The organism is Rhizobium sp. P1_E6 (assembly GCF_056405875.1).
In genome coordinates, this window is record NZ_JBFUBG010000084.1 from 1 (window position 1) to 18,727 (window position 18,727).

Genomic DNA, 18,727 nt, shown 5'->3' on the forward strand with positions numbered 1-18,727 from the left:
TTACGACACAGGGGAAGATCGTAGAACTGCTCCGCAACCTGCGCGATCGCCTCGGTGTTTCCATCCTGTTCATTTCTCATGATCTCGGAGTCGTCGGTGAGTTGTGCGATCGCGTCATAGTGCTCGAGAAAGGACGAATAGTCGAAGCGGGGCCTGCCAGGAGGATTTTCGAGCGAGCCGAGCATGACTACACGAAACGTCTTCTTGCCGCGATGCCGGGAAGAAAGCGGCAGATTGCGAACATAACCGCGAAAGCCGCTTCTTATGTCGGTTGATCTCTTTAATGAGACCGTAGCCCGCCGTCCGCTACCTCGGTTCGTGACGCTCCTGTGGCGGGAGCGTAGCGTTCGTATCGGCCTCATGATCATTGGCTTCGTGCTGGCTGGAGCTTTGCTTGCTCCGCTTGCGGCCGCGCTGTTGGGACACGGGGCAACCGCGCAGTTCCCGGACGTGGCGCTCGACGAAATGGGCATCCCGATCGGTCCTTCGTTGTCATTTCCGCTCGGCGCCGATGGAAATGGACGCGACGTCTTCGTTCGAACCCTCTACGGAGCTCAGATATCCTTGCTGGTTGGGATTCCAGCGACGACGGCAGCGATGATCGTCGGCACGCTGATCGGGATGGTCAGCGGGTTTATTGCGGGGCGCGTGGACCGTGTGATCAGCCAGACGATTGACGTCGCCATGTCGTTTCCATTCGTGGTGACAGCCCTCAGCCTCCTGTCACTGAACAGAGGTGATCAAGGGATGCCGTTGATCTCCCCGGTCGTCGTCGTCATCCTTGTGATTGCCCTGTTTTCCTGGACATACTTCGCCCGCCTCACACGCGCGATGGTGCTGGAAATGCGATCCGGTCCCATGGTCGAGGCCTCGTTGATCATCGGTGCGTCGAAAGCCCGTATCATCTTCTTGGACATCCTACCGAACATCCTTCCGACATTGCTCGTGTACTGGGCCGTGCAACTTCCGGCCAACATCGTAGCTGAGGCGACGCTGTCGTTTCTGGGTGTGGGTATCCAGGCTCCGGTGCCGAGTTGGGGCAACATGATCGCAGAGGCACAGCGGACCTCGCTCTATCAGGATCAACCATGGTTCCTGGCCGGACCGGGGCTCGCGCTGTTCCTCACCGTCGTCGGCTTCAACACCTTGAGTTCAGGGTTGCGGAGCGTGCTCGACCCGCATCAGAGGCGCGCATAAATCATGACAAGGAACATCGTCTCAACCGTATTTCGGTCGGCTTCGACTCTCGTTATCGTGCTCGTGCTTTCGTTCTTCATTACGAGGATCGCATACCGAAACCCGGCGGCGATGCTCGCTCCCCGGAACGCGACCCAGGAAACCATCGATGGTGTGGCGCGAGCCTTGCGTCTGAACGAACCCTGGTACCATCAGCTCTGGTATTATCTTTTCCGCGGGCCGGACATCCAGGGCGCTCCGATGGGGCTGCTGCACTGGCCGCCAGCCCTTGGTTACTCCTTCCGAAAGCAGGCGCCAGTCACCGACCTGATCCTTTCCAAGGCGCCGGTGACAATCTCTCTGGCGCTAGGTGCTATGGTCATCTGGATGACGATATCGATCGTCGCTGGGGTCGTCGCGGCACGCTGGCAGGGGCGGCTTATCGACCATGTGCTGGCCCTCTTCGCCTATGTCGGATTGTCTGTGCCGACCTTTCTGAGCGGCATCCTGATCTCTTATTTTTTATTTTTCCAACTCACGAACCACGGTTTTGCTTGGTTCCCAAGCAGCGGCTATGTCCCGTTGCTCGAAGATCCGGTCGGATGGGCGAGGCATCTGATTTTGCCGTGGGCGACGCTTGCCATCGCCGAAATCGGCATCTTCCAGCGGATAGTCCGGGCAGGGATGCTGGACGTTCTCGGCCAGGACTACATCCGGACAGCCCGAGCAAAAGGTCTTTCCGAAAGCAAGATCTATCTGTCGCACGCTTTGAAGTCGGCTCTCAACCCGATCATCACGCTGGGCGGTCTGGAACTGGCCGTCATCATGGGCGGTGCGATTGTCACGGAAACGATCTTTGGGCTCGATGGCGTTGGGCGCATGGCGATAACCGCCGCGCTGGATGGGGATTTCCCGCTTGTCATCGGAACGACGATCTTCGCCGCGTCGGTCTTCGTTGTCTGCACCCTAGTCGTGGATCTCGTCGCCCAATGGCGGGACCCCAGCCAGTCGTCATCTCGCTAAGAATTTTATGCAGCATCACTAAGAATGGAGAAGAACATGACCGCAGTGGATACAACACTTTCACCCACCTACCTGCGTCCCGCTACCGCAAGGGAGGAAGTGTTGGTCGAACGCTTTCGGCCGATCTTCGATCGTATCGCCGTGGGAAGTGTCGAGCGCGAGCGCAATCGAACTTTTCCGTTCGAGCAGGTACAGTGGCTGAAGGACGCCGACTTCGCCCTCGTGCGAGTTCCCGAGGAGCTTGGAGGCTTTGGAGCGTCGCTCGAACAGGCCTTCTACCTGCTGGCTCTCCTGGCAGAAGCCGACGCCAACGTCGCCCATGTCTGGCGCAACCACCTGGCCTTTGTGGAAGATCGGCTGAACGCCCGGCCGTCTCCGACCAACGAACGATGGTTCCAACGCTTCCGGGACCGCGAATTCGTGGGAGGTGGCTGGACCGAGGCGAACAACGGAACCTACGCAACAATCAAGACGGTCGTCACGAAAGAAGACGACCACTATAAAATCACTGGGGCCAAGTTCTACGCGACCGGTAGCCTATACGCCGACTGGCTCGACGTGATTGGGAAGGGTGAGGATGGCTCGCTGATCACAACGCTGGTAAACCGCCACCAGGCAGGAGTCGAACTGACCGACGACTGGCCCGGCTTCGGGCAGCGAACAACGGCGAGCGGCAGCGCCATCTACAAGGATGCCATCGCGCATGAAGGCGATGTCTTCCCGGCAAGCGAGCGGGTCGTTTACCAAGGGCATTTCTACCAGACGGCGCTGCTCGCCGTGCTGACGGGCATCACCCGCGCGGTGCAGCGCGACGGTATCGCCGCACTCAAGTCACGTGGCCGCAACTATCCGCAGGGTCTCGATCCCGTGCCCGCGCTCGACCCGCAATTGCTGCAGGTGATCGGCGAAATTTCGGTTAGGGTGTTCTCGACCGAGGCAGCCCTGCGTCGTGCCGCCAGCTCGCTCGACCTCATCGCAGCAGCCCACGCGGCAGGCGATGTCGAACTGCGTGACAAGCGGGCGACGGCGGGTGAGGTGGCCGTATCACAGGCGCAGCTCGCGATCATCGACGGGGTTCTCTACGCTGCCACCCATGTCTTCAATGCGCTTGGTGCGTCCGCAACTTCCGAGGAAACAGCACTTGATCGTCATTGGCGCAATGCGCGTACGCTCGCATCGCATAACCCTGTTGCCTATAAGGCTCGCATTCTCGGCGACTACTTCGTCAACGACAAATCCCCGGTTTCCAGTATCTCGCGGCTCGGCCGCGGTGGCCAGGGTAACTGAGGAGACAGGTCATGGCGAAACCCTATCTTGCCCTCGGTCTCGCAGGACCGCACTTGGTAGAACTCACGTCCAGCCGCGCACTCCTTGAGCGATGGGACGGCTTGGAGGTCGCGTTCAGCGTCCTGGGCATCGATCGCATCGACGGCGGCGATCCGTCGTCTGTTACTTTGAACAGTTCCGCGGTGGGCGCGACGCTCGCGGGGACGACGAAGAACGGTCGGTTCCTGATTACAGCAGCGCCGCAGCGCGACCACCCTTACAATATCGCGCGTCGCGTGACGTCACTGGCTCACCTGTCACGGGGCCGCAGTGGCGTACTGATTGGGGTTCGTGATGCCTATGCGCCGCTCGGTCCCGCCGAAGCTCCAGCATGGGGTGGGGCAGGGCTCGGCGGGGGTGCCGCGCTGAACGCCCAGACGGCCTACGACACTGCACGGGCCGTCCGGGCGCTAGAACAGAGCTGGCCTCATGACTCGATCATCGGTGATAGGGAGACTGGCATTTTGGTTCAATCGGACCGCATCGTGCATGTGGACATCGACAACAGCTTCGCGATCGCAGGACCGTTGAATGCGCCCGAGCCTGCGACTGGAGCATCGGTGATTGCCTGGTACGGCGGGGCGGGTGCCGATCTCCCGAACAGAGGCGAAGACGATCCGATCGACTTGGTGCTGGGCACTTCGGGCTCCGTGGCCGTAGTCCCGCTGGGCACGAAACCGCCCGTCGATGGTTTTTCCGGCGTGTTGCTCCGCGCGGGTGCCGATGATCCGATCGGTGATTTGTTCGACGCCGCGGAGCGTTTGCTAGCGGAAGGGTTCGCTCCCAGCCCGCTCGGCGGCTCGCTGCGCTCCGGACTTAAGCTCTCGAAACCGAAGCTGCTCCCGTCCAATGCGCGACCAGCTTTCCCGACGCCAAAGCCGCATGTGGCACTGTAGACCCCAACGAAGAGACAACAGATGACAAACACTCGATCCGGTCACATGCTCCTCGGGATCAATGTTCTCGTTCTCGGCTATCTGCCAGCGGCTTGGAAGACGCCGCTCTTGAAGAAGGATTCATTTATCGATCCGGAATACTGGGAGAACATCGGTCGCACCGCTGAACGCGGAACCCTCGACGCGTTATTCCTCGCCGACGGGCCTTTGCTTGGTGATCCTGCCTATGACGCCAACCCGATCCGTCTTGAACCTTCCGTAAACTGGGGACATGTGGCCGCGGCGACTTCGCATGTCGGGTTGGTCGCGACGGCGTCGTCTACCTTCAACGATCCCTTTGAACTCGCAGAACGCTTCCTTTCATGGGATCATCAGACGGGCGGGCGTGCTGCCTGGAATGTCGTCACAACTCGCAACATTCCTGCAGCCAGGAATTTCGGGCTGCCTGATATTCCTGACCGCGACGATCGCTACGGGCGGGCCAGTGAATTTGTCGACGTCGTCCGGGCTCTTTGGGAAACCGCATCCACTGGCCAGGAGATACGTCACCATGGCGAATTCTTCGATATCGAAGGCCGCCTGCGGGTGCCGCGTTCCAAGCAAGGCCAACCGATCATCTTCCAGGCGGGTGGTTCGCCACAAGGACGCGAACTCGCAGGACGGGTCGCCGAAGGTGTTTTTGCGGCCGAACTCACAAAGAACCAGGCCATCGAGCACTACCGCCTCGTAAAGAATTTCGCTCGCAACAATGGTCGTTCCCCGGACGATATCAAGATCCTTCCCGGCCTTCTGCTGAGCCTGGGCAGCACTGAGGAGGAGGCACGCCGCAGAAGCGACGAACTTCACGACGCGGGTCCGCCATCATACTCCATCGGCTGGCTATCGCAGGCGATCGGCTACGACGCTTCAAAACTGGAGCTTGACGCAGCGTTCCCGGAAGAGGTTCTCGGCCCCGTCAAGGACGCCCAGAAGTTCAATGGAAGCATTGGTTTCCGGGAGTCCATTGTCACGCAGATCCGCAAAACCAACCCCACAGTGCGGGAATATCTCAAGCAGACCCGTTATACCGGATCTGGTCACGCTGGTTTTGTTGGGACTCCGGAACAGCTCGCCGACCACATCGAGGACTGGTTTCATGCTGGAGCTATCGACGGCTTCAATCTGCAACCGGATCGGCTAATCGATGGCCTGGCCGTGATCGTTGACGAGTTGGTGCCAATCCTTCGAAGGCGGGGGATATATCGCCATGAGTATAAGACTAAGACCCTGCGGGAGCACTTTCGAGCCGCATCGCCGACGCCGTCTTTCTGAGGAGTGCGCTATCGCCGACATCTGACAGCTGTAAACTGGATAAGAAGGCTATCAGCCGCCGACGGGGCGCTCCTACCGCGATCTTCTGCGGGAGCGGGCATGACCCGTCGATCATCATCGGCGGCAGAAAGACGAGCACAGAATCCTCAGTCGCGGTCTGAGTGCTTTGGGGCGATCATCTACCTTTCATTCCAATCGTGAATTGCTTGGATGAACAAAAGGCGCGGATGATCGCCTGCGCCCTGCATGGCTAGAATCCGTACTTTGGAGGCGTAGAGCTCTGCGTGTAAATTTCAGCCTTCTTGGCGGTACCTCATGTCCGATTCTGAACCTTTGGGACGGCTTTATTATGCCGGAGAAATCGAACTTCAAATCCGCGCTGGGGCGTGAGGCAGCTCGGTGGCGTGCCCGCCGGTCGATTCGTGGTGAAATGCTCGATAGGCATCGAGCATTTTTCGCCCCGGTTCCGTACGTTTTCATTGGCACAGTGCCTGCGTCATCGCATGACAATCAGCGTCGTTAAAACCGGTGAGCGGGACTATGTTCCACTTAGGCCCCTAGCCGCGTCTCTGCGTAGTTATCGTTGTAGCCGTCGTTTGCGTGGCCGATCTCATGCTTGGCAGCTCGAACCAAGAACCCTGACCGGGTCAGTCCTTGGGCTTCGGCGAACGCATCGATTGCCTTTAGGACGTCTTCTGGCAGAGTGATATTTACACGAACCGCTCTTTTGGCTTCCGTCTTGACGCCAACTAGAATTGCAACGCCGTCTTGGTTCTCCGCGTCTGCCATCACCGCCTCCAGTGTGGAGGGTTCGGGAATTGCTTCGCTGTCTTCGGCTAGACCTTCGATGTGTAGGGCTAAGGCTTCTTCGGCCATAGCTCGCGCATCGTCGAGGTCAGTTCCAGCAGTGATCAGGCCAGGAAAATCGGGAAAGGATACACCGTAATCACTGTCGGCATCCTTGTGGATCAATCCGATATAATTGCGCATGTTCGTTACCTCAGTTTAAGTCCGGCTTGTTTCTCGATACTTTGCAGTGTTCCGATCGGGATATCCCTTTTCGGGTGTGGCACAGTGACGCGTCCGGGTTTCTCGGGATGCTTAAACTGAACATGGCTGCCCTTGGTGGCGACCTCGTACCAGCCATCCTTTTGCAAGGCCACAATGATAACACCGCTCTTCATAGCTGAATCATACACACGAATGTGTATTGTAGCAAGTGCCGCGTACTGTGCCCGGATCATCGGAATGAAGGTGAGTTCCCCCGACCAATGCGCGACTAACACTTCACAATCGAACACGTTCCCGTCATGTGCTGATAAGATCGCAGAATGGAAGGGAACCGGCCTTGCCGACGAACCAGAAAGCTTTGTGCCAGGCGCATGCTGTTGGTGGCCTTCGGTTCGACTTCTATTAACTGCATCAGATGCTGAATGACCGGGTCTCAGGTTCTGCACCCATCAAGAGCTATAAGTTGAAGGCCACTGAAGGGATCAGTACTTCCCAGCCACCCTCACGATCACTCCAGCGCAGCTCGCCGGTGGCGAGCACTGGTGATCTTTTGCTCTCCGCGGCCATCTCGTACGCCGTTTGTCGATCACTTTGCTTTCAAATGCATATGCTCACGATCGGAGTCTCCAACTCATCAATAACTCGGGGGACGAGATCGTAAAAGTCTGTACCAAGAACTGCGACGCGGGCGGTCTCTGCTGGCGGCGCGAAGCCGACGATGCCCCAACCACCAGCTAAAAGGATGAGAGATGCGGCCAGGACGAGCTTTCCCGGCCACTGGAACAGGTCGCTGTCGAACTTCTTCATCTTTATACCAAACTTGTAGATGTCGAACGTCATTACTATTGAGAAGAAAATCATTGCTAGTGCGAGAATTTCGATAGTCATTCCTCCCAGCACAACCGGACCGTTTTGAGGGTCGCCAGTAAGCAATTTTCCGATCGCAAACGCGGCACCCTTCACTGCAAACAGCAAGCTGTATCGGCGGTGCTTTCCCTGTTCATAGATTTCAATGATGTCCTTTTCAGTCAAGTCACTCCCCGACATGTCTAACCCTCCGCAAAGGTGGTTCAATGCAAACTGGTGGCGACTTCCGCGAGAAACTTCAAAATGTGCGCTCAGTTTTGCTTGTTCTGGCGAAGAAGCGGCGGTGAGGCCGCAAGCCATGGCGCCTGGCGCACACGCCGCATCGCCTGAGCGCGACGGCAAAGTTGTAGCTTGCGCAGGATGTGGTGGACGTAGTGCTTAACGGTGGCGACGCTGATCGAAAGCTCGTTTGCGATCTCCTTGTTGGAGAGACTGTCGCCGATCAGCTGCAGCACCTGCCCTTCGCGCTGCGTCAGTGTTTCGTCGAGCTGTTGCGATCCCTGCTCCGTCTCGTGATGAAAGAGGGCACGTAGCAGCCCGCCTGAAACCTCCGCGCTGCAGGTCAGCCGTCCGGCAAGTGCATCATGGAGCGTCTGCTGAAGATGCTCTACCGGTGCGCCGCGCTCGACATAGCCAATAAAGCCGGCGCGGCCGCAACGAATGATGTCCTGCCGCTGCTCAACCAGGCCAGTGCGACAAGGGCGATGTCGGGAAATTCCGTCGCGGTTCTGCGGATCTCGCCCAGATCGATGCCTTGTGTCACGTCGATCAGCGCAATATTTGCCGTCAGGGCGTCAAGGGCCGGACGCAAGCCTTCGCTTCGGCACGACWGTGACCCTGGCGACCAATGCAGGATCTTTCTCCCAGACGGTGACAGTTTCAGGCATCGGCGCTTCCTCCCAGAATGCTAGGAGACGGCTCATGAGCGCCGTTTTCCTGGAAATGATGGAAAAATGGAAAACATGGAGAAGATGGGGTATATGTAAAACCGTTTTGGCCGGCGTAAAGGCTAGCTTTTTGGCCGCGACAACCTTGATCGTCGCGCCGGTCGACGGGTTGCGAGCCTTGCGCCCCGGTGTGTTCTTCACCTTGAGCTTGCCGAAGCCGGGGAGGGACGCCTCTTTGCCGGCCACCGCGGCTTCGATGATTCGAGTGATAGAGTTTAGGCGTTTGCCGCAGCGCCTATGAGCATCCCATCCTGCCCCAGTTGCTAGACGCGCGCGTGCTTATCGAACGAGACAGGTCCTCGTCTGCTTGAAGCCACTTGATCACGTCGTCGGAGACGGATGTGGAGTTCGAGAGGCTGCCCTCGATGAGGGTTCGAATCCCGTAGAATGTGACGAGGTCCCGGGCAGAAACCCGAAAGAACAAGCCATCGTCAGCGGGCAGTATGACCACGCATCCGTCCTCAAAACTCAAAAATCGGTCGGGTCCTTCGCAGAGGATCGATCTGCAGAACTCCCCGATCTGCGTACAGATTTCCTCGGTTATGCTCGGCGCCTGTGCGACGGCGACGAAAGCCTTGGCAACATGTTTATACACCAGAATACCCTTTCGGCCGTCTCCGGCTCAGTCGCTTCATGATTTATGACTTGGATAGAATTTCAATCCACGCGGGCCCCAGTTCGGGCACGTGCTCGAAAATGTGGGACGCCTGTATTCGGCGCTGCGGATTTCCTCAGGTCGGCCCCAGATCCCTGTTTGCGTTACGGGGCGATTGGCGGACGTGGACGGTGGTGTGCGGTGACATCTCTGGTTTCTGGCTCAGGGAGGGTCTATCCGGATCGACGGCATCGACGCCTATGCGCTGGCGCGGTGGATGTTTGGTTCGACGCTGAAACTGGGAATGGCCTTCGCCGAATCGTGCGGGCCGCCTGCCAGAAACTGCCCAAGCGGTTGATCGGCAATTCGCGTGTCGCCTGCAAGCTTCGTCTCAGCAGCCCCTGGTGATCGGTTGGCTGCAGGTTGTATCGCCGCGGGGCTGGGACGGACCCTCGGCTATGAAATGGTCCGTGTCGACGCGGCGAAGCCAAGACGCACGCTTCGTGCATCTGCGAAGATCCTCGATTTTTCACCGCTCGAACTTTTTGTTTACGACTGCTTCGCAGTTCCGGAGCAAGACAACGCAAGAGTTCGAGACCACGGGCGCTTGATGCAGCATGTCTAACAATCGCCGCTTGGCAATCTGCTCGACATCGTCCCGGATTCCTGGTGACGCACGCGACTGGGAAAAAAGGACGGCCCTCCTTAAGAAATGCCGCCCCTGCGTCCTCAGTCGCCGGTTTCGAAGGCAGCCAGCAAGGATATGACCCGCGGCCTCATCTTCTTCGGCATTGCCATGAAGGCGTCAACGAGCCTCTGGCCCTGGTCTGTTGCGACGAACTCCTCGCGCAACACCGCCTTCCTGTCCAAATCCCCGTTGTCCACTGTCGCAGGTTCCTGTAGGCCCTCGAAAAAAAACGCCATCGGCACGTCGAGCATCTGCGCCATCTCATACAGCGCCGAACAACTCACGCGATTGGATCCGCGCTCGTATTTCTGGATTTGCTGGAAGGAAACGCCGACCGCCGCGCCAAGAGCGGTCTGCGACATCCTGAGTTGCTGGCGTCGTTTCTTGATGCGTTTCCCAACCACCATGTCTACAAGATGGTGGCGCGCCTCATCGCCTACGGCATCGTCTACGACGGACAGGGACCTTGCTAAAGCATTCTGTTGCATGCACGGCGCTCCACGCTGGCCAGCTCGTCTGGCAACTGAAACGCCGGGGAGTTCGAAAAGCTGTTTCGTTAGCAGCCCCCGTGGACTTTGGCGCGAACGCCTCTTGCATACTCCACAGGCTCCCCGACCTTTTATTGGTCGCGAAGAAGTCGCTCATAGCGCACAACAACGAAAATGGGGTTTCGACGCCCCAAGGCGATTAGATCGCCTGAGTTGTACTCTATCAACCCGATTCACATTTGAAAAGAACCTTAAGACAACGTCTTAACAACCTAGGCGAGAAAGCGCTTTTGGTGCAGCTCTCACGGATCGTCCGCTCCGTTGCCGCGACCCGTCTCGGAGACGATCATGCGCAGCAGGTAACGCACGAAATTCAAATCGTTGCTCGGAGGATAGCGGCGACAGATTTCTTCGACCGCTTTCAGCAGTTGCGCCGTATCCCTGTAGACGGTCTCCATCATAAAGCGGCGCGCGTTATCGGCATCCATTGCCGACTTGCCGCGACGAGCCATTGGCTCGGTTCCCTCACGCAGCTGCGGGCGATGGTTCGCGATCGCCTGCGAAGCTGCCCCTCCAGCAGAGAATAGATTGGGAGATGCGATATTTGTCGCGGTGCAATCGCAGGAGGTCACGGGACACGCTTGCGGCCGCAAGCTGGATTGGGACGCCATTTTCTTCCCCGACAGTCTCGATCAGGTCGAACTGGTAGCCTCTGCGACACATCATCGCGACGACACGAGGATAAGTCAGGAAGACAACGCCGCGTGCGCCGAGGTCTAGGAGGCATTCCAGGACACCGGTCATGAGCAGGTCCGAAGCGCCGATGCCATTGATGGTCGGCGCATTGCTGGCCGTCGCGCACCTCGTCCATTCGAAGGGATACCGTTCGGCTGGCAGGGTGGCCTTGAGGTGTGGACAAAACTCGGCGGCGAGGTACGGGAAGGATGTCGGCAAAAGGCGCGAATAGGCGACAATATGTTTCTCATGTTCGAGGATCAGATGGATTGCCGAAGGACCATCGAACTGGTCGCGCTCGCGCCGATCCGCTCTCCGTACCGCTTCCCATCCGAGTTGCTCGACGAAGCGGGTGTGGCGAAATGACCAAACCCGGTCCATCAATGCTGGATCGTCATACTCATGGATGATTTGCAACATAATTCTCACTCCGGCTGCATGCGTGAACAATGCAACCAGTGATAAGGGAATGCTATCCGTAATTTGTCGTGGTTTTCAGCGTTGCAGGCGGCGGCGAAATGCTTCGGCGACCAGCTGGGCTCTATTTACTGCGGACAGCTTCCGCTGCAGGCTGCGAATATGGTCCTGGACCGTGCGTGGCGATCGTCCCGTCAGGCGTCCGATCTCCCGGTCGGTCTTTCCGGCGACGCACAATGTCAGGCATTCGCTTTCGGCTCTGGTGATGTGGGGCGGCAGACCAGGCGGGTGCCGGATCCACTCCAGTTCGTTCAGCCGGTCATAGGCGCGTTCTGCCACAAGTTCTAGAAGCTTTGTTTCTTGTGGTGTCATCGATTTTCGCGCGCCAGCGACGGAAAAAATTCCCCCGAAGCTCGTTGTTGAGTGCAAAGGGATCGTCAGGCCATCGACGAGGCCGAAATCACGGGCTTCCTCCATGATTCGCCTGGCCTTTGCCGGCAGAGCTCGTTGGTCCAGCGCCTTTGACCAGATTACCGACTTGCCGGTTTGGCGAACCAAATTGGCCACAGGGTCGGCGTGGAAATAATCCAGTTTCAGATAGCGTTCAAACCATGCCTTCGGCCATTTCTGCCATACGAAAAATGTGTCGAGCCGCTCATGCGGCAAAGGCAGGAATGCCATCGCGACATAATCGAGACCGAGGTATGATGTGACGCGCTCGACGCCCTGGAGAAGCTCGGCGCGATTTCTGGCCTGGTCGCAGGTCGAAAGAAACTCGACCAAAATATCCGCGGGGAACGGATTCACTGGCTATCCTTCTCAAGATCGACATCCACACTTTCTGTGTCGTCGCAGGTCTCAGCAGAATTACTTATACATCATATAGGTGTATTATTATGCATAAACTACCTGTGTTTGTAATTGTGTCACGGTCTCATGTAAAGGGTCGACTCGTGAAGCAGCCATCATGGTTGGCGGGGCGGAGAAAGCAGTGTTTCTCATGGAACTCGCCAATGCGATGTATCGAAGTTTCGCACAGCCGAAACGGGCATCAGCTAGCGTGGGAAGAGAATCCACATTATGAATATTCGAAGCTTCAACGATCTATGGATCAATCGCTTGTATCCTCAAATGCCATTCATCAGGCTGACCGGCTCGCCATCCGAACGAGGCCGACAACAGGGTTTTCTTCTCTTGCAGTTGGTTCTTGAGGGTTTTGCCAGGCTGCGCAGATCGACGACCCCGCAGCAATGGAACCGCGCCAAAAGCATGGGGGCGGAATCCTTCGCGCGCCTTCGTGCCGTTGGGCCCGATCTAACGGCAGAGCTGGAGGGTCTCGCAGAAGCAACCGGCCTTGATATTCTCGACGTCTATCTCCTGTCCTGTTTTGAATATTTCGACGAAGGCCGGACAGGTTGCACCTCCGTTGGTCTGCAGACGATCGATGGGATTTTTGTCGCTCAAAACTGGGATGCACCGACGTGTCGCAGCGACGACCTCGTAACGCTCGTTCATGAAGATCCAGACCGTCCCTTCGTCACGATAGCCTCGGCGGGAACACTTGGGTGGGTCGGCATGAATGGCGCCGGGCTTGCTTTCGTCAACAATGATCTCATCGTCGACAAAAGGCCGGAGGGGGTGCCAAGTCTGGTGATACGGCGCCTCATGCTCGCAACGGAATCGGTCGGTGAGGCGCTCGAGGTCCTAAGGAAGAGCGATCATCTGGCCGGACGCTGTTTTGTTATTGGCGATGCGACGGGTTCCCTGTCAGCAGCGGAAGTATCACCGTCTGCCGGCGTTGCGGATGCTGCTTGCCCGGTCATTCGGCATACCAACCATCCACTCCTGCCGGCGATTGCCGCGTGGGAGGACATTGAAGCCGTTGCGCAGTTCTATCCGTCGAGCCGCGAGCGGCTGCGAGCGGCAAACCGCCTTCCGCTGGAGAGTGCCCAGGATATCGAGGTGCTCCTCAGGGACAGGGCCGGTGCGCCCGACGCCATATGCAAATCCGCCTCACAGCGCGAGGATACTGAAACCGCCTTTTCAGTCATCTTCGACTGCCGCCGGCGCGAGGCGAGGATAGCGCTCGGGCGGCCGGACAGAGCGCCTTACCAGCGCTTCAGGATCGAGGTTCCAGCCATGGCTTAGGCTGCGGTTGCGACCTCCATGCCGTGCTTGCGGGCATAATTCGCAAAATGGGCGGCGAGCTCCTCCGCCCGTCCTTCACAATCCTCTGGCCCGTAGGCTTCGCAGTCATAGCCAAGAACATCGCGCAACACTTCGGCCGATCGGCCGGTAAAGCGGACTGTGCCGTCGTCGTCAACACTTTCAATGCCGTCGAAGCGCTGGCATTGCCTGTTGATGTCTATGGCGTCTTCGAGCGTCAATTTACTGGGGAGGTCAATAAGAAGCCCGGTCGGTGAAACCCTGACAGGATAACCGCCGACGAGCCCCAGCGGTCCTGGGGCGTGCACCACCTGGCCGGCACGGTTTGCAAGTGCAAGCAACATCGCAGTCGCAGATGACGCCGTCACCGACTGACCGGCAAGCCCTTTGAGCCGACGGAAGCGGCCTGCTACCAGCGAGAAAAGCACGTCGTGATCAATCTCGGACCTCGGCACTTCAAGCCCGTTTGCGTAGATGGTCAGGTGATAGGGCGCGCCGTCCGTCTCGCCAGTGCTGGGCATTCGGTAACTGAGGTAGTGCTGGGCAAAGAACCGGACCTCGATCGAAGATGGATCGAGCGAAAGCATGTGAGCGGCAGCAAGGCGGATCCCCGGAACCGCGTTGGCGATATTTCCGATTCCGACYGCGGGCGCCAGTCCCTCGGCCGCGAGCGTTGCGTTGACAACATCAGGATAKGACGCGTTGACGACCGTCGCTCGGCTGTCTGCCATTCGGACAGATTTCATGAGGCGGCGAATGAGGACCTGGTGCATCGGCGTCCAGATACCACCTCGGGCCTCATCAAGCTTCTTGAAAGCGTCCGCCGGCAACTTGGTGATGACCCACCAGCTGTGCAAGGTCGTCGCGTTGAAGATGATATCCGGCTTTAGCCGGTCGATTGCCGCCGCTGTCCTGTCGATGTCCATAAGGTCGATCGCTTCAATCTCTACCGTCTTGGACCGTCCGAGATTCATTGCGGTATATCGAGCCAGATTGACGCGGTGTAGCGCCTTCTCCGGGTTTCTGACGCCAACGACGAGCGCAAGCGGTGCGTCGCTTTGCAGCAGGAAATCAAGAACGTCGCCGCCGAGAACGCCTTGACCGAGGATCAGCATCTTCGGGGGTTCGGCATGTCTTGTCATGGTCATTTCTCCTTTTGCATCCTATGAGTTAATCGTGTTTATATTGCATCAATAGATTGCATAATGGATCGGCCTGCTGTAAATTGCAACTGAAAATTAATGATAGCTAAAACACGACTACGGGTAGTTTCTCACATGCACGCAGGCAGCCCGGAAGTGATCATCGATCTGGATGCGATCCAGCGAAACTTTGCGATTGCGACCTCGATAGCCGGCCCGGATGTGGACGTGGGTGCAGTGGTTAAAAGCGATGGCTACGGTCTTGGTCTTAACAGATTGATCGAACCCTTGGCCGCTGCCGGATGTCGAACCTTCTTCGTGGCCGATCTCTCCGAGGCCTACCGTGTACGGGAGCGCTCGAAGGGAGGGACCGTCTTCGTATTGGCCGGAATGAAGCGCGACCATGCCGAGCACTGTCGCAAGAACCGGTTTGTTCCAGTCTGCAACACGCTGGCAGAAGCAGTCGCCGCAGCGGAAGGATGTTGTGACTACGCACTTAATCTGGAAACCGGATTTTCGCGCTTCGGACTAGGACCTTCCGACGTGCGAAGCCTCATCCACCGGTCTCTTCCTCCACCGCTATTGGTCATGAGCCATCTGGCATGCGCCGATGAGCCGACCAATGCGCTCAACGAGCTGCAGAAAAACAGGTTCGTCTGTTTTTCCGAGCTGCTAGGCCAGACGCGGCGCAGCCTCGCAGCATCGGCAGGATTGTTCCTCGGGCCGGCTTACCTTTTCGACCTCGTGCGTCTTGGATCAGCCCTTTACGGCCTGAACACCACAGATCTTGTCCCCAATCCGTTTATGAATGTCCTCAGGCTGCGAGCCTGTCTCGTCGATGTCAGGCACGTTCACGCGGGCGCTACTGTGGGCTACAGAAGCACTTTTCGCGCGAGCCGACCAACACGTCTCGGTATCCTCTCCATCGGCTACGCGCATGGTCTGGCCTGGTCCCTTTCAAACAGAATGAACGTAGAGATCGGATCCCACATCGCGCCGCTCGTGGGTCGAGTTGCCATGGAATATGTCGCGATCGACCTGACGGATGTATCGGATCAGTTTTGCCAGCCGGGACAATGGGTCGAGCTGATCACGAAAGATCGGCCTGCCGATTCAATGGCACGTGCTGGCGCTACCATTGCACAGGAAGTAATGCTGCGGGTCGGCGCAGCCTGCCGCCGTTCTTACGTGGCCATAGCACAGGGGATGGATGCATGAGGCTCGAACTGCCGCCAAGGCTGTCCATCCTGCTCGCCGCCGGCCTGTTTAGCACGGCTGGTTTCTTCATTGGCTTTCTCGATATGAATGTATGGGCGATCCTGTTCTGGCGCAGCTTGTTTGCACTGGGCTTCACCTCAATCTTTATCGCGATTCAGCCCGCCTCGCTCGCACTTCTGCGCTTCGATCGCGCGGGTCTGCTCGCGGCGGTCCTCTCGGCTGCAGCAACGCTCGCCTTCATCCCGTCGCTGCGACTGACGTCAGTTGCAAACGTTGCTGTCATTCACGGCGCTCTGCCTCTGATCACGGTCGTCCTGTCCGGATTGATCCTCGCGGAACGGGTGGACCRCCGGACGGTCGGCCTTTGCTTGTTGGTGGCCTTCGGCGCGATCATCATCTTCGCGGGCTCGGCATCGTCGGGCATACGACTGGCCGGTGACGGCCTGGCTTTGATGATGACGATCTTTATGGCGCTGATGACGATCGCCTTCAAGCGCTCGCGCGTCCTTTCGGTCCTTCCGATGGTCGGGCTTTCGAACGCAATCGCCATGCTTGCCGGCGCGGCCATGGCGCCGAGTCTCGCTCTCGACGCCAAACAGGCATTCGTCATTGCCTGCTTTGCTCTCTTCCAAATCTCGTTTGGCCTGATCCTCTATGCCAGAGGTGCACGTCTGCTCCCGCCGCCCGAGACAGCCTTGCTGTCACTCTGCGAGGTCCCTTTGTCAGCGCTGTGGGTCTGGCTCGCTTTTGATCAAAGACCGACCCTGCAGACAATCGTCGGAGGGGGCATCATTCTCGTGGCAGTGATCGTCCACCTGACGACACCAAAAGAACGAACGGTGCGAACGGAGGAATGAGCTTGTGGCAGAGCCCATACCGGAAATGATCTCACTGGCGGATCTTGTCGGAGCCTACGGAGGCGTAGTCCTTGATGTATTCGGGGTCATCCATGACGGGATCTCGGCCTTCCCGGAGGCATGCGCAACCCTTGGCCGACTCCGAAAAGAGGGGATCCGAACCTGCCTTCTGTCCAATTCACCCCGACGATCCGAAGAGGTGGCCAAACGCCTGGAGGCGATGGGGATCGGGCGCGATCTGTATCACGGGCTGATCACGTCAGGCGAACTGGTTTATGAGGCGCTCACCGAATCTCTCAAATTTCCAGCAGGATCCACTTATTTTCACCTCGGGCCGGTGGAGTTGGCCGGTCTCTTGTCGGGGCTGCCGATGAAGGCATCGATGAGTATAAAGGCGGCGGACTTCATACTCGCGACCGGATGGCCCGAAGAGGGCACAATAACAAGCAAACTTCTTCATGCCGGTATTGCCCGCAAGCTGCAGATGATCTGTGCCAATCCGGACTTGGAGGTTCTCATCGGAGACACGAAGGTTATCTGCGCGGGTGCGCTCGCGCGCGACTATGAAATGCTTGGAGGGCGCGTTATCTCTTATGGGAAACCCTACCAGGCGGCCTACTCAAAGGCGCTGGAGGTTCTCTGCCTATCTGTGGGGCAGGTTGTGGCGATTGGAGATAGCGTCGCGACCGATATTGTCGGCGGCAAACGAGCTGGTCTCGACGCTGCACTCGTGCTGACTGGCGTCCACAAGAACTGCCTGACCCGCGACGGTAAGATGGACCGTTTCATGCTCCGGGATCTCTTCCGGCGGCACGGCGTCGAGCCTGATTTCATCCTTTCATCGCTTGGCTAGGCATTGCGGTAGCAGCACTGATCCAGGAGAAGATACGGCGCTTAAACTCCATTCTCGAGCGGATTGAGCTGAGCTTCGATGTCTCGAACCTCACGTAAAAGCAGGGTGACAAGCTCGGGAATACGCTCTGTTACCAGCCGCGCGCTCGTCAGGTTGATCGAAATCGATGCGACAGCGTCGCGGCCGGGCGGCAGGATCGGCACGGCGATCGCGGAAATCCCTGCGACAAGCTCGCCGTCGTCGAGGGCAAATCCGGTCTCACGGATTTTTTTGATGTCGTCTTTGACCTTCCGGACGGTCAAGCCGCCGTATTTCTTGAAGAGCGGTTCGTTGGTCGCAAGGACAATATCGATCTCTGTCTCGGGCAGGAACGAGAGGATTGCCTGGCTCGCCGGGCCGACGCCCATCGGGATCTGGCCACCGACATGGCCGGTCAGACTATCGATCATATAGGTGCCCTGCTGACGGTCGACGCAGACGGCATTGAAACCGGAGCGGGCCATCAGGAAGATCGGATCGCCTGTTGCTGCTGCAAGGCGCATGAGGGCAGGGCGGGCGAGCTGGCGCAGGCCGGTTCCATCGGCGGCCGTCGCACCCATCGCAAACAGCGCAAGGCCGAGCCGATAGCGCTTGGTTTGCCGTTCACGGTCAACGAGCCCGTGACGTTCGAGCGCCGTGACGATGCGATGGACGGTCGGCTGCTTGAGCCCCATTGCCTCCTCGATCGATGTCATGGTCAGTCCCGTCTGTCCACTCTCGCCCAGGAGCTTGAGGATCGCCACCGCCCTATCGAGCAGTTGCGTGCCGGTTGCCGTAACACCTTCTTTCGCCATGTCGGTCCTCATTTCACATTCCGTGAGATTCCTTATACGACACGGCGCTGTTGTAAACGGTTGTGAGGACACGGCGAGGCACACCAAGTGCGTCAGCACCTGTAGCGCGAAAAGGGACACGCCTAGCCTCAAGAGCGATAAAGGGCCCCAGAAATTCGAAGTACAATCCCTCCGGGAA

The 18,727-nt window shown here is 58.2% G+C and carries 21 protein-coding genes and 2 pseudogenes; 10 read left to right on the forward strand and 13 right to left on the reverse strand.

Features of this window, described 5'->3' with window-relative positions; translation table 11 throughout:
* The 6 genes and pseudogenes from AC1D35_RS27815 to AC1D35_RS27840 all read left to right on the forward strand — a co-directional run.
* Positions 1–275 (forward strand): annotated as a pseudogene (locus AC1D35_RS27815) (dipeptide ABC transporter ATP-binding protein); the annotation flags it as partial.
* Positions 265–1,197, forward strand: a complete 933-nt coding sequence (locus AC1D35_RS27820; RefSeq protein WP_477941125.1) for an ABC transporter permease — start codon at positions 265–267, stop codon at positions 1,195–1,197. The pseudogene AC1D35_RS27815 and the gene AC1D35_RS27820, both read left to right, overlap by 11 nt.
* A gap of 3 nt (positions 1,198–1,200) precedes the next feature.
* A complete protein-coding gene (locus tag AC1D35_RS27825) occupies positions 1,201–2,199 on the forward strand; it encodes an ABC transporter permease (RefSeq protein ID WP_477941127.1) in 999 nt (332 codons plus the stop codon).
* A gap of 36 nt (positions 2,200–2,235) precedes the next feature.
* Entirely contained in the window at positions 2,236–3,486 is a 1,251-nt protein-coding gene (locus AC1D35_RS27830) for an acyl-CoA dehydrogenase family protein (protein WP_115038571.1), read from the forward strand.
* Between the two features lie 11 nt (positions 3,487–3,497).
* Positions 3,498–4,421 carry a hypothetical protein gene (locus AC1D35_RS27835; protein ID WP_477941129.1) on the forward strand — a complete coding sequence of 308 codons (924 nt, stop codon included), beginning with the start codon at positions 3,498–3,500 and terminating at the stop codon, positions 4,419–4,421.
* Between the two features lie 21 nt (positions 4,422–4,442).
* Positions 4,443–5,732, forward strand: coding sequence for an NtaA/DmoA family FMN-dependent monooxygenase (locus tag AC1D35_RS27840; protein WP_477941131.1), 1,290 nt, complete (start codon positions 4,443–4,445; stop codon positions 5,730–5,732).
* Between the two features lie 549 nt (positions 5,733–6,281).
* On the opposite strand, the gene AC1D35_RS27845 is transcribed toward AC1D35_RS27840, so the two are convergent.
* The 11 genes and pseudogenes from AC1D35_RS27845 to AC1D35_RS27895 form a co-directional block, all read right to left on the reverse strand.
* Positions 6,282–6,722 (reverse strand): type II toxin-antitoxin system HicB family antitoxin, encoded by a 441-nt coding sequence (locus AC1D35_RS27845; protein WP_477941133.1) that lies wholly within the window; start codon positions 6,720–6,722, stop codon positions 6,282–6,284.
* A gap of 5 nt (positions 6,723–6,727) precedes the next feature.
* Positions 6,728–6,916 (reverse strand): type II toxin-antitoxin system HicA family toxin, encoded by a 189-nt coding sequence (locus AC1D35_RS27850; protein WP_477941135.1) that lies wholly within the window; start codon positions 6,914–6,916, stop codon positions 6,728–6,730.
* 424 nt (positions 6,917–7,340) lie between these two features.
* Positions 7,341–7,775 (reverse strand): hypothetical protein, encoded by a 435-nt coding sequence (locus AC1D35_RS27855; RefSeq protein WP_477941137.1) that lies wholly within the window; start codon positions 7,773–7,775, stop codon positions 7,341–7,343.
* Positions 7,776–7,861: 86 nt separating this feature from the next.
* Complete coding sequence (locus AC1D35_RS27860) at positions 7,862–8,065, reverse strand: response regulator transcription factor (protein WP_477941139.1); 204 nt, start codon at positions 8,063–8,065, stop codon at positions 7,862–7,864.
* A gap of 152 nt (positions 8,066–8,217) precedes the next feature.
* Positions 8,218–8,421: a hypothetical protein gene (locus AC1D35_RS27865; RefSeq protein ID WP_477941141.1), complete on the reverse strand. Its 204-nt coding sequence runs from the start codon at positions 8,419–8,421 to the stop codon at positions 8,218–8,220.
* Between the two features lie 175 nt (positions 8,422–8,596).
* Positions 8,597–8,767 (reverse strand): annotated as a pseudogene (locus AC1D35_RS27870) (HU family DNA-binding protein); the annotation flags it as partial.
* A 25-nt stretch (positions 8,768–8,792) separates the two neighbouring features.
* Complete coding sequence (gene rctB, locus AC1D35_RS27875) at positions 8,793–9,152, reverse strand: SMa0974 family conjugal transfer regulator (protein WP_477941144.1); 360 nt, start codon at positions 9,150–9,152, stop codon at positions 8,793–8,795.
* A 729-nt stretch (positions 9,153–9,881) separates the two neighbouring features.
* The gene (locus AC1D35_RS27880) at positions 9,882–10,328 is read right to left on the reverse strand and encodes a helix-turn-helix domain-containing protein (protein ID WP_477941146.1); all 447 of its coding nucleotides are present in this window, start codon (positions 10,326–10,328) and stop codon (positions 9,882–9,884) included.
* Between the two features lie 302 nt (positions 10,329–10,630).
* Positions 10,631–10,840: a hypothetical protein gene (locus AC1D35_RS27885; protein WP_477941148.1), complete on the reverse strand. Its 210-nt coding sequence runs from the start codon at positions 10,838–10,840 to the stop codon at positions 10,631–10,633.
* Positions 10,841–10,853: 13 nt separating this feature from the next.
* Positions 10,854–11,483, reverse strand: coding sequence for an acyl-homoserine-lactone synthase (locus tag AC1D35_RS27890; protein ID WP_477941150.1), 630 nt, complete (start codon positions 11,481–11,483; stop codon positions 10,854–10,856).
* 75 nt (positions 11,484–11,558) lie between these two features.
* On the reverse strand, positions 11,559–12,287 hold the full coding sequence (locus AC1D35_RS27895; protein WP_477941151.1) for a helix-turn-helix transcriptional regulator: 729 nt from the start codon (positions 12,285–12,287) through the stop codon (positions 11,559–11,561).
* Between the two features lie 324 nt (positions 12,288–12,611).
* Here AC1D35_RS27895 and AC1D35_RS27900 point away from each other — a divergent pair, with 324 nt between their 5' ends.
* The gene (locus AC1D35_RS27900) at positions 12,612–13,628 is read left to right on the forward strand and encodes a C45 family autoproteolytic acyltransferase/hydolase (RefSeq protein ID WP_477941154.1); all 1,017 of its coding nucleotides are present in this window, start codon (positions 12,612–12,614) and stop codon (positions 13,626–13,628) included.
* Here AC1D35_RS27900 and AC1D35_RS27905 read toward each other — a convergent pair.
* The gene (locus AC1D35_RS27905) at positions 13,625–14,788 is read right to left on the reverse strand and encodes a hypothetical protein (RefSeq protein ID WP_477941156.1); all 1,164 of its coding nucleotides are present in this window, start codon (positions 14,786–14,788) and stop codon (positions 13,625–13,627) included. The two genes, AC1D35_RS27900 and AC1D35_RS27905, sit on opposite strands and share 4 nt — an antisense overlap.
* Before the next feature lie 156 nt (positions 14,789–14,944).
* Between AC1D35_RS27905 and alr the strand changes: the two genes are divergently transcribed.
* From alr to AC1D35_RS27920, 3 genes are read left to right on the forward strand one after another with little or no spacing between them, the layout of a single operon-like run.
* Entirely contained in the window at positions 14,945–16,006 is a 1,062-nt protein-coding gene (gene alr / locus AC1D35_RS27910) for an alanine racemase (protein WP_477941158.1), read from the forward strand.
* Positions 16,003–16,863: a DMT family transporter gene (locus AC1D35_RS27915; RefSeq protein ID WP_477941160.1), complete on the forward strand. Its 861-nt coding sequence runs from the start codon at positions 16,003–16,005 to the stop codon at positions 16,861–16,863. Before alr ends, AC1D35_RS27915 begins: the two co-directional genes overlap by 4 nt.
* A 25-nt stretch (positions 16,864–16,888) precedes the next feature.
* A complete protein-coding gene (locus tag AC1D35_RS27920; protein ID WP_477941183.1) occupies positions 16,889–17,716 on the forward strand; it encodes a TIGR01459 family HAD-type hydrolase in 828 nt (275 codons plus the stop codon).
* 41 nt (positions 17,717–17,757) lie between these two features.
* Here the strand turns inward: AC1D35_RS27920 and AC1D35_RS27925 are convergent, their stop codons facing one another.
* Positions 17,758–18,549, reverse strand: coding sequence for an IclR family transcriptional regulator (locus AC1D35_RS27925; RefSeq protein ID WP_477941163.1), 792 nt, complete (start codon positions 18,547–18,549; stop codon positions 17,758–17,760).
* Between the last annotated feature and the right edge of the window lie 178 nt (positions 18,550–18,727).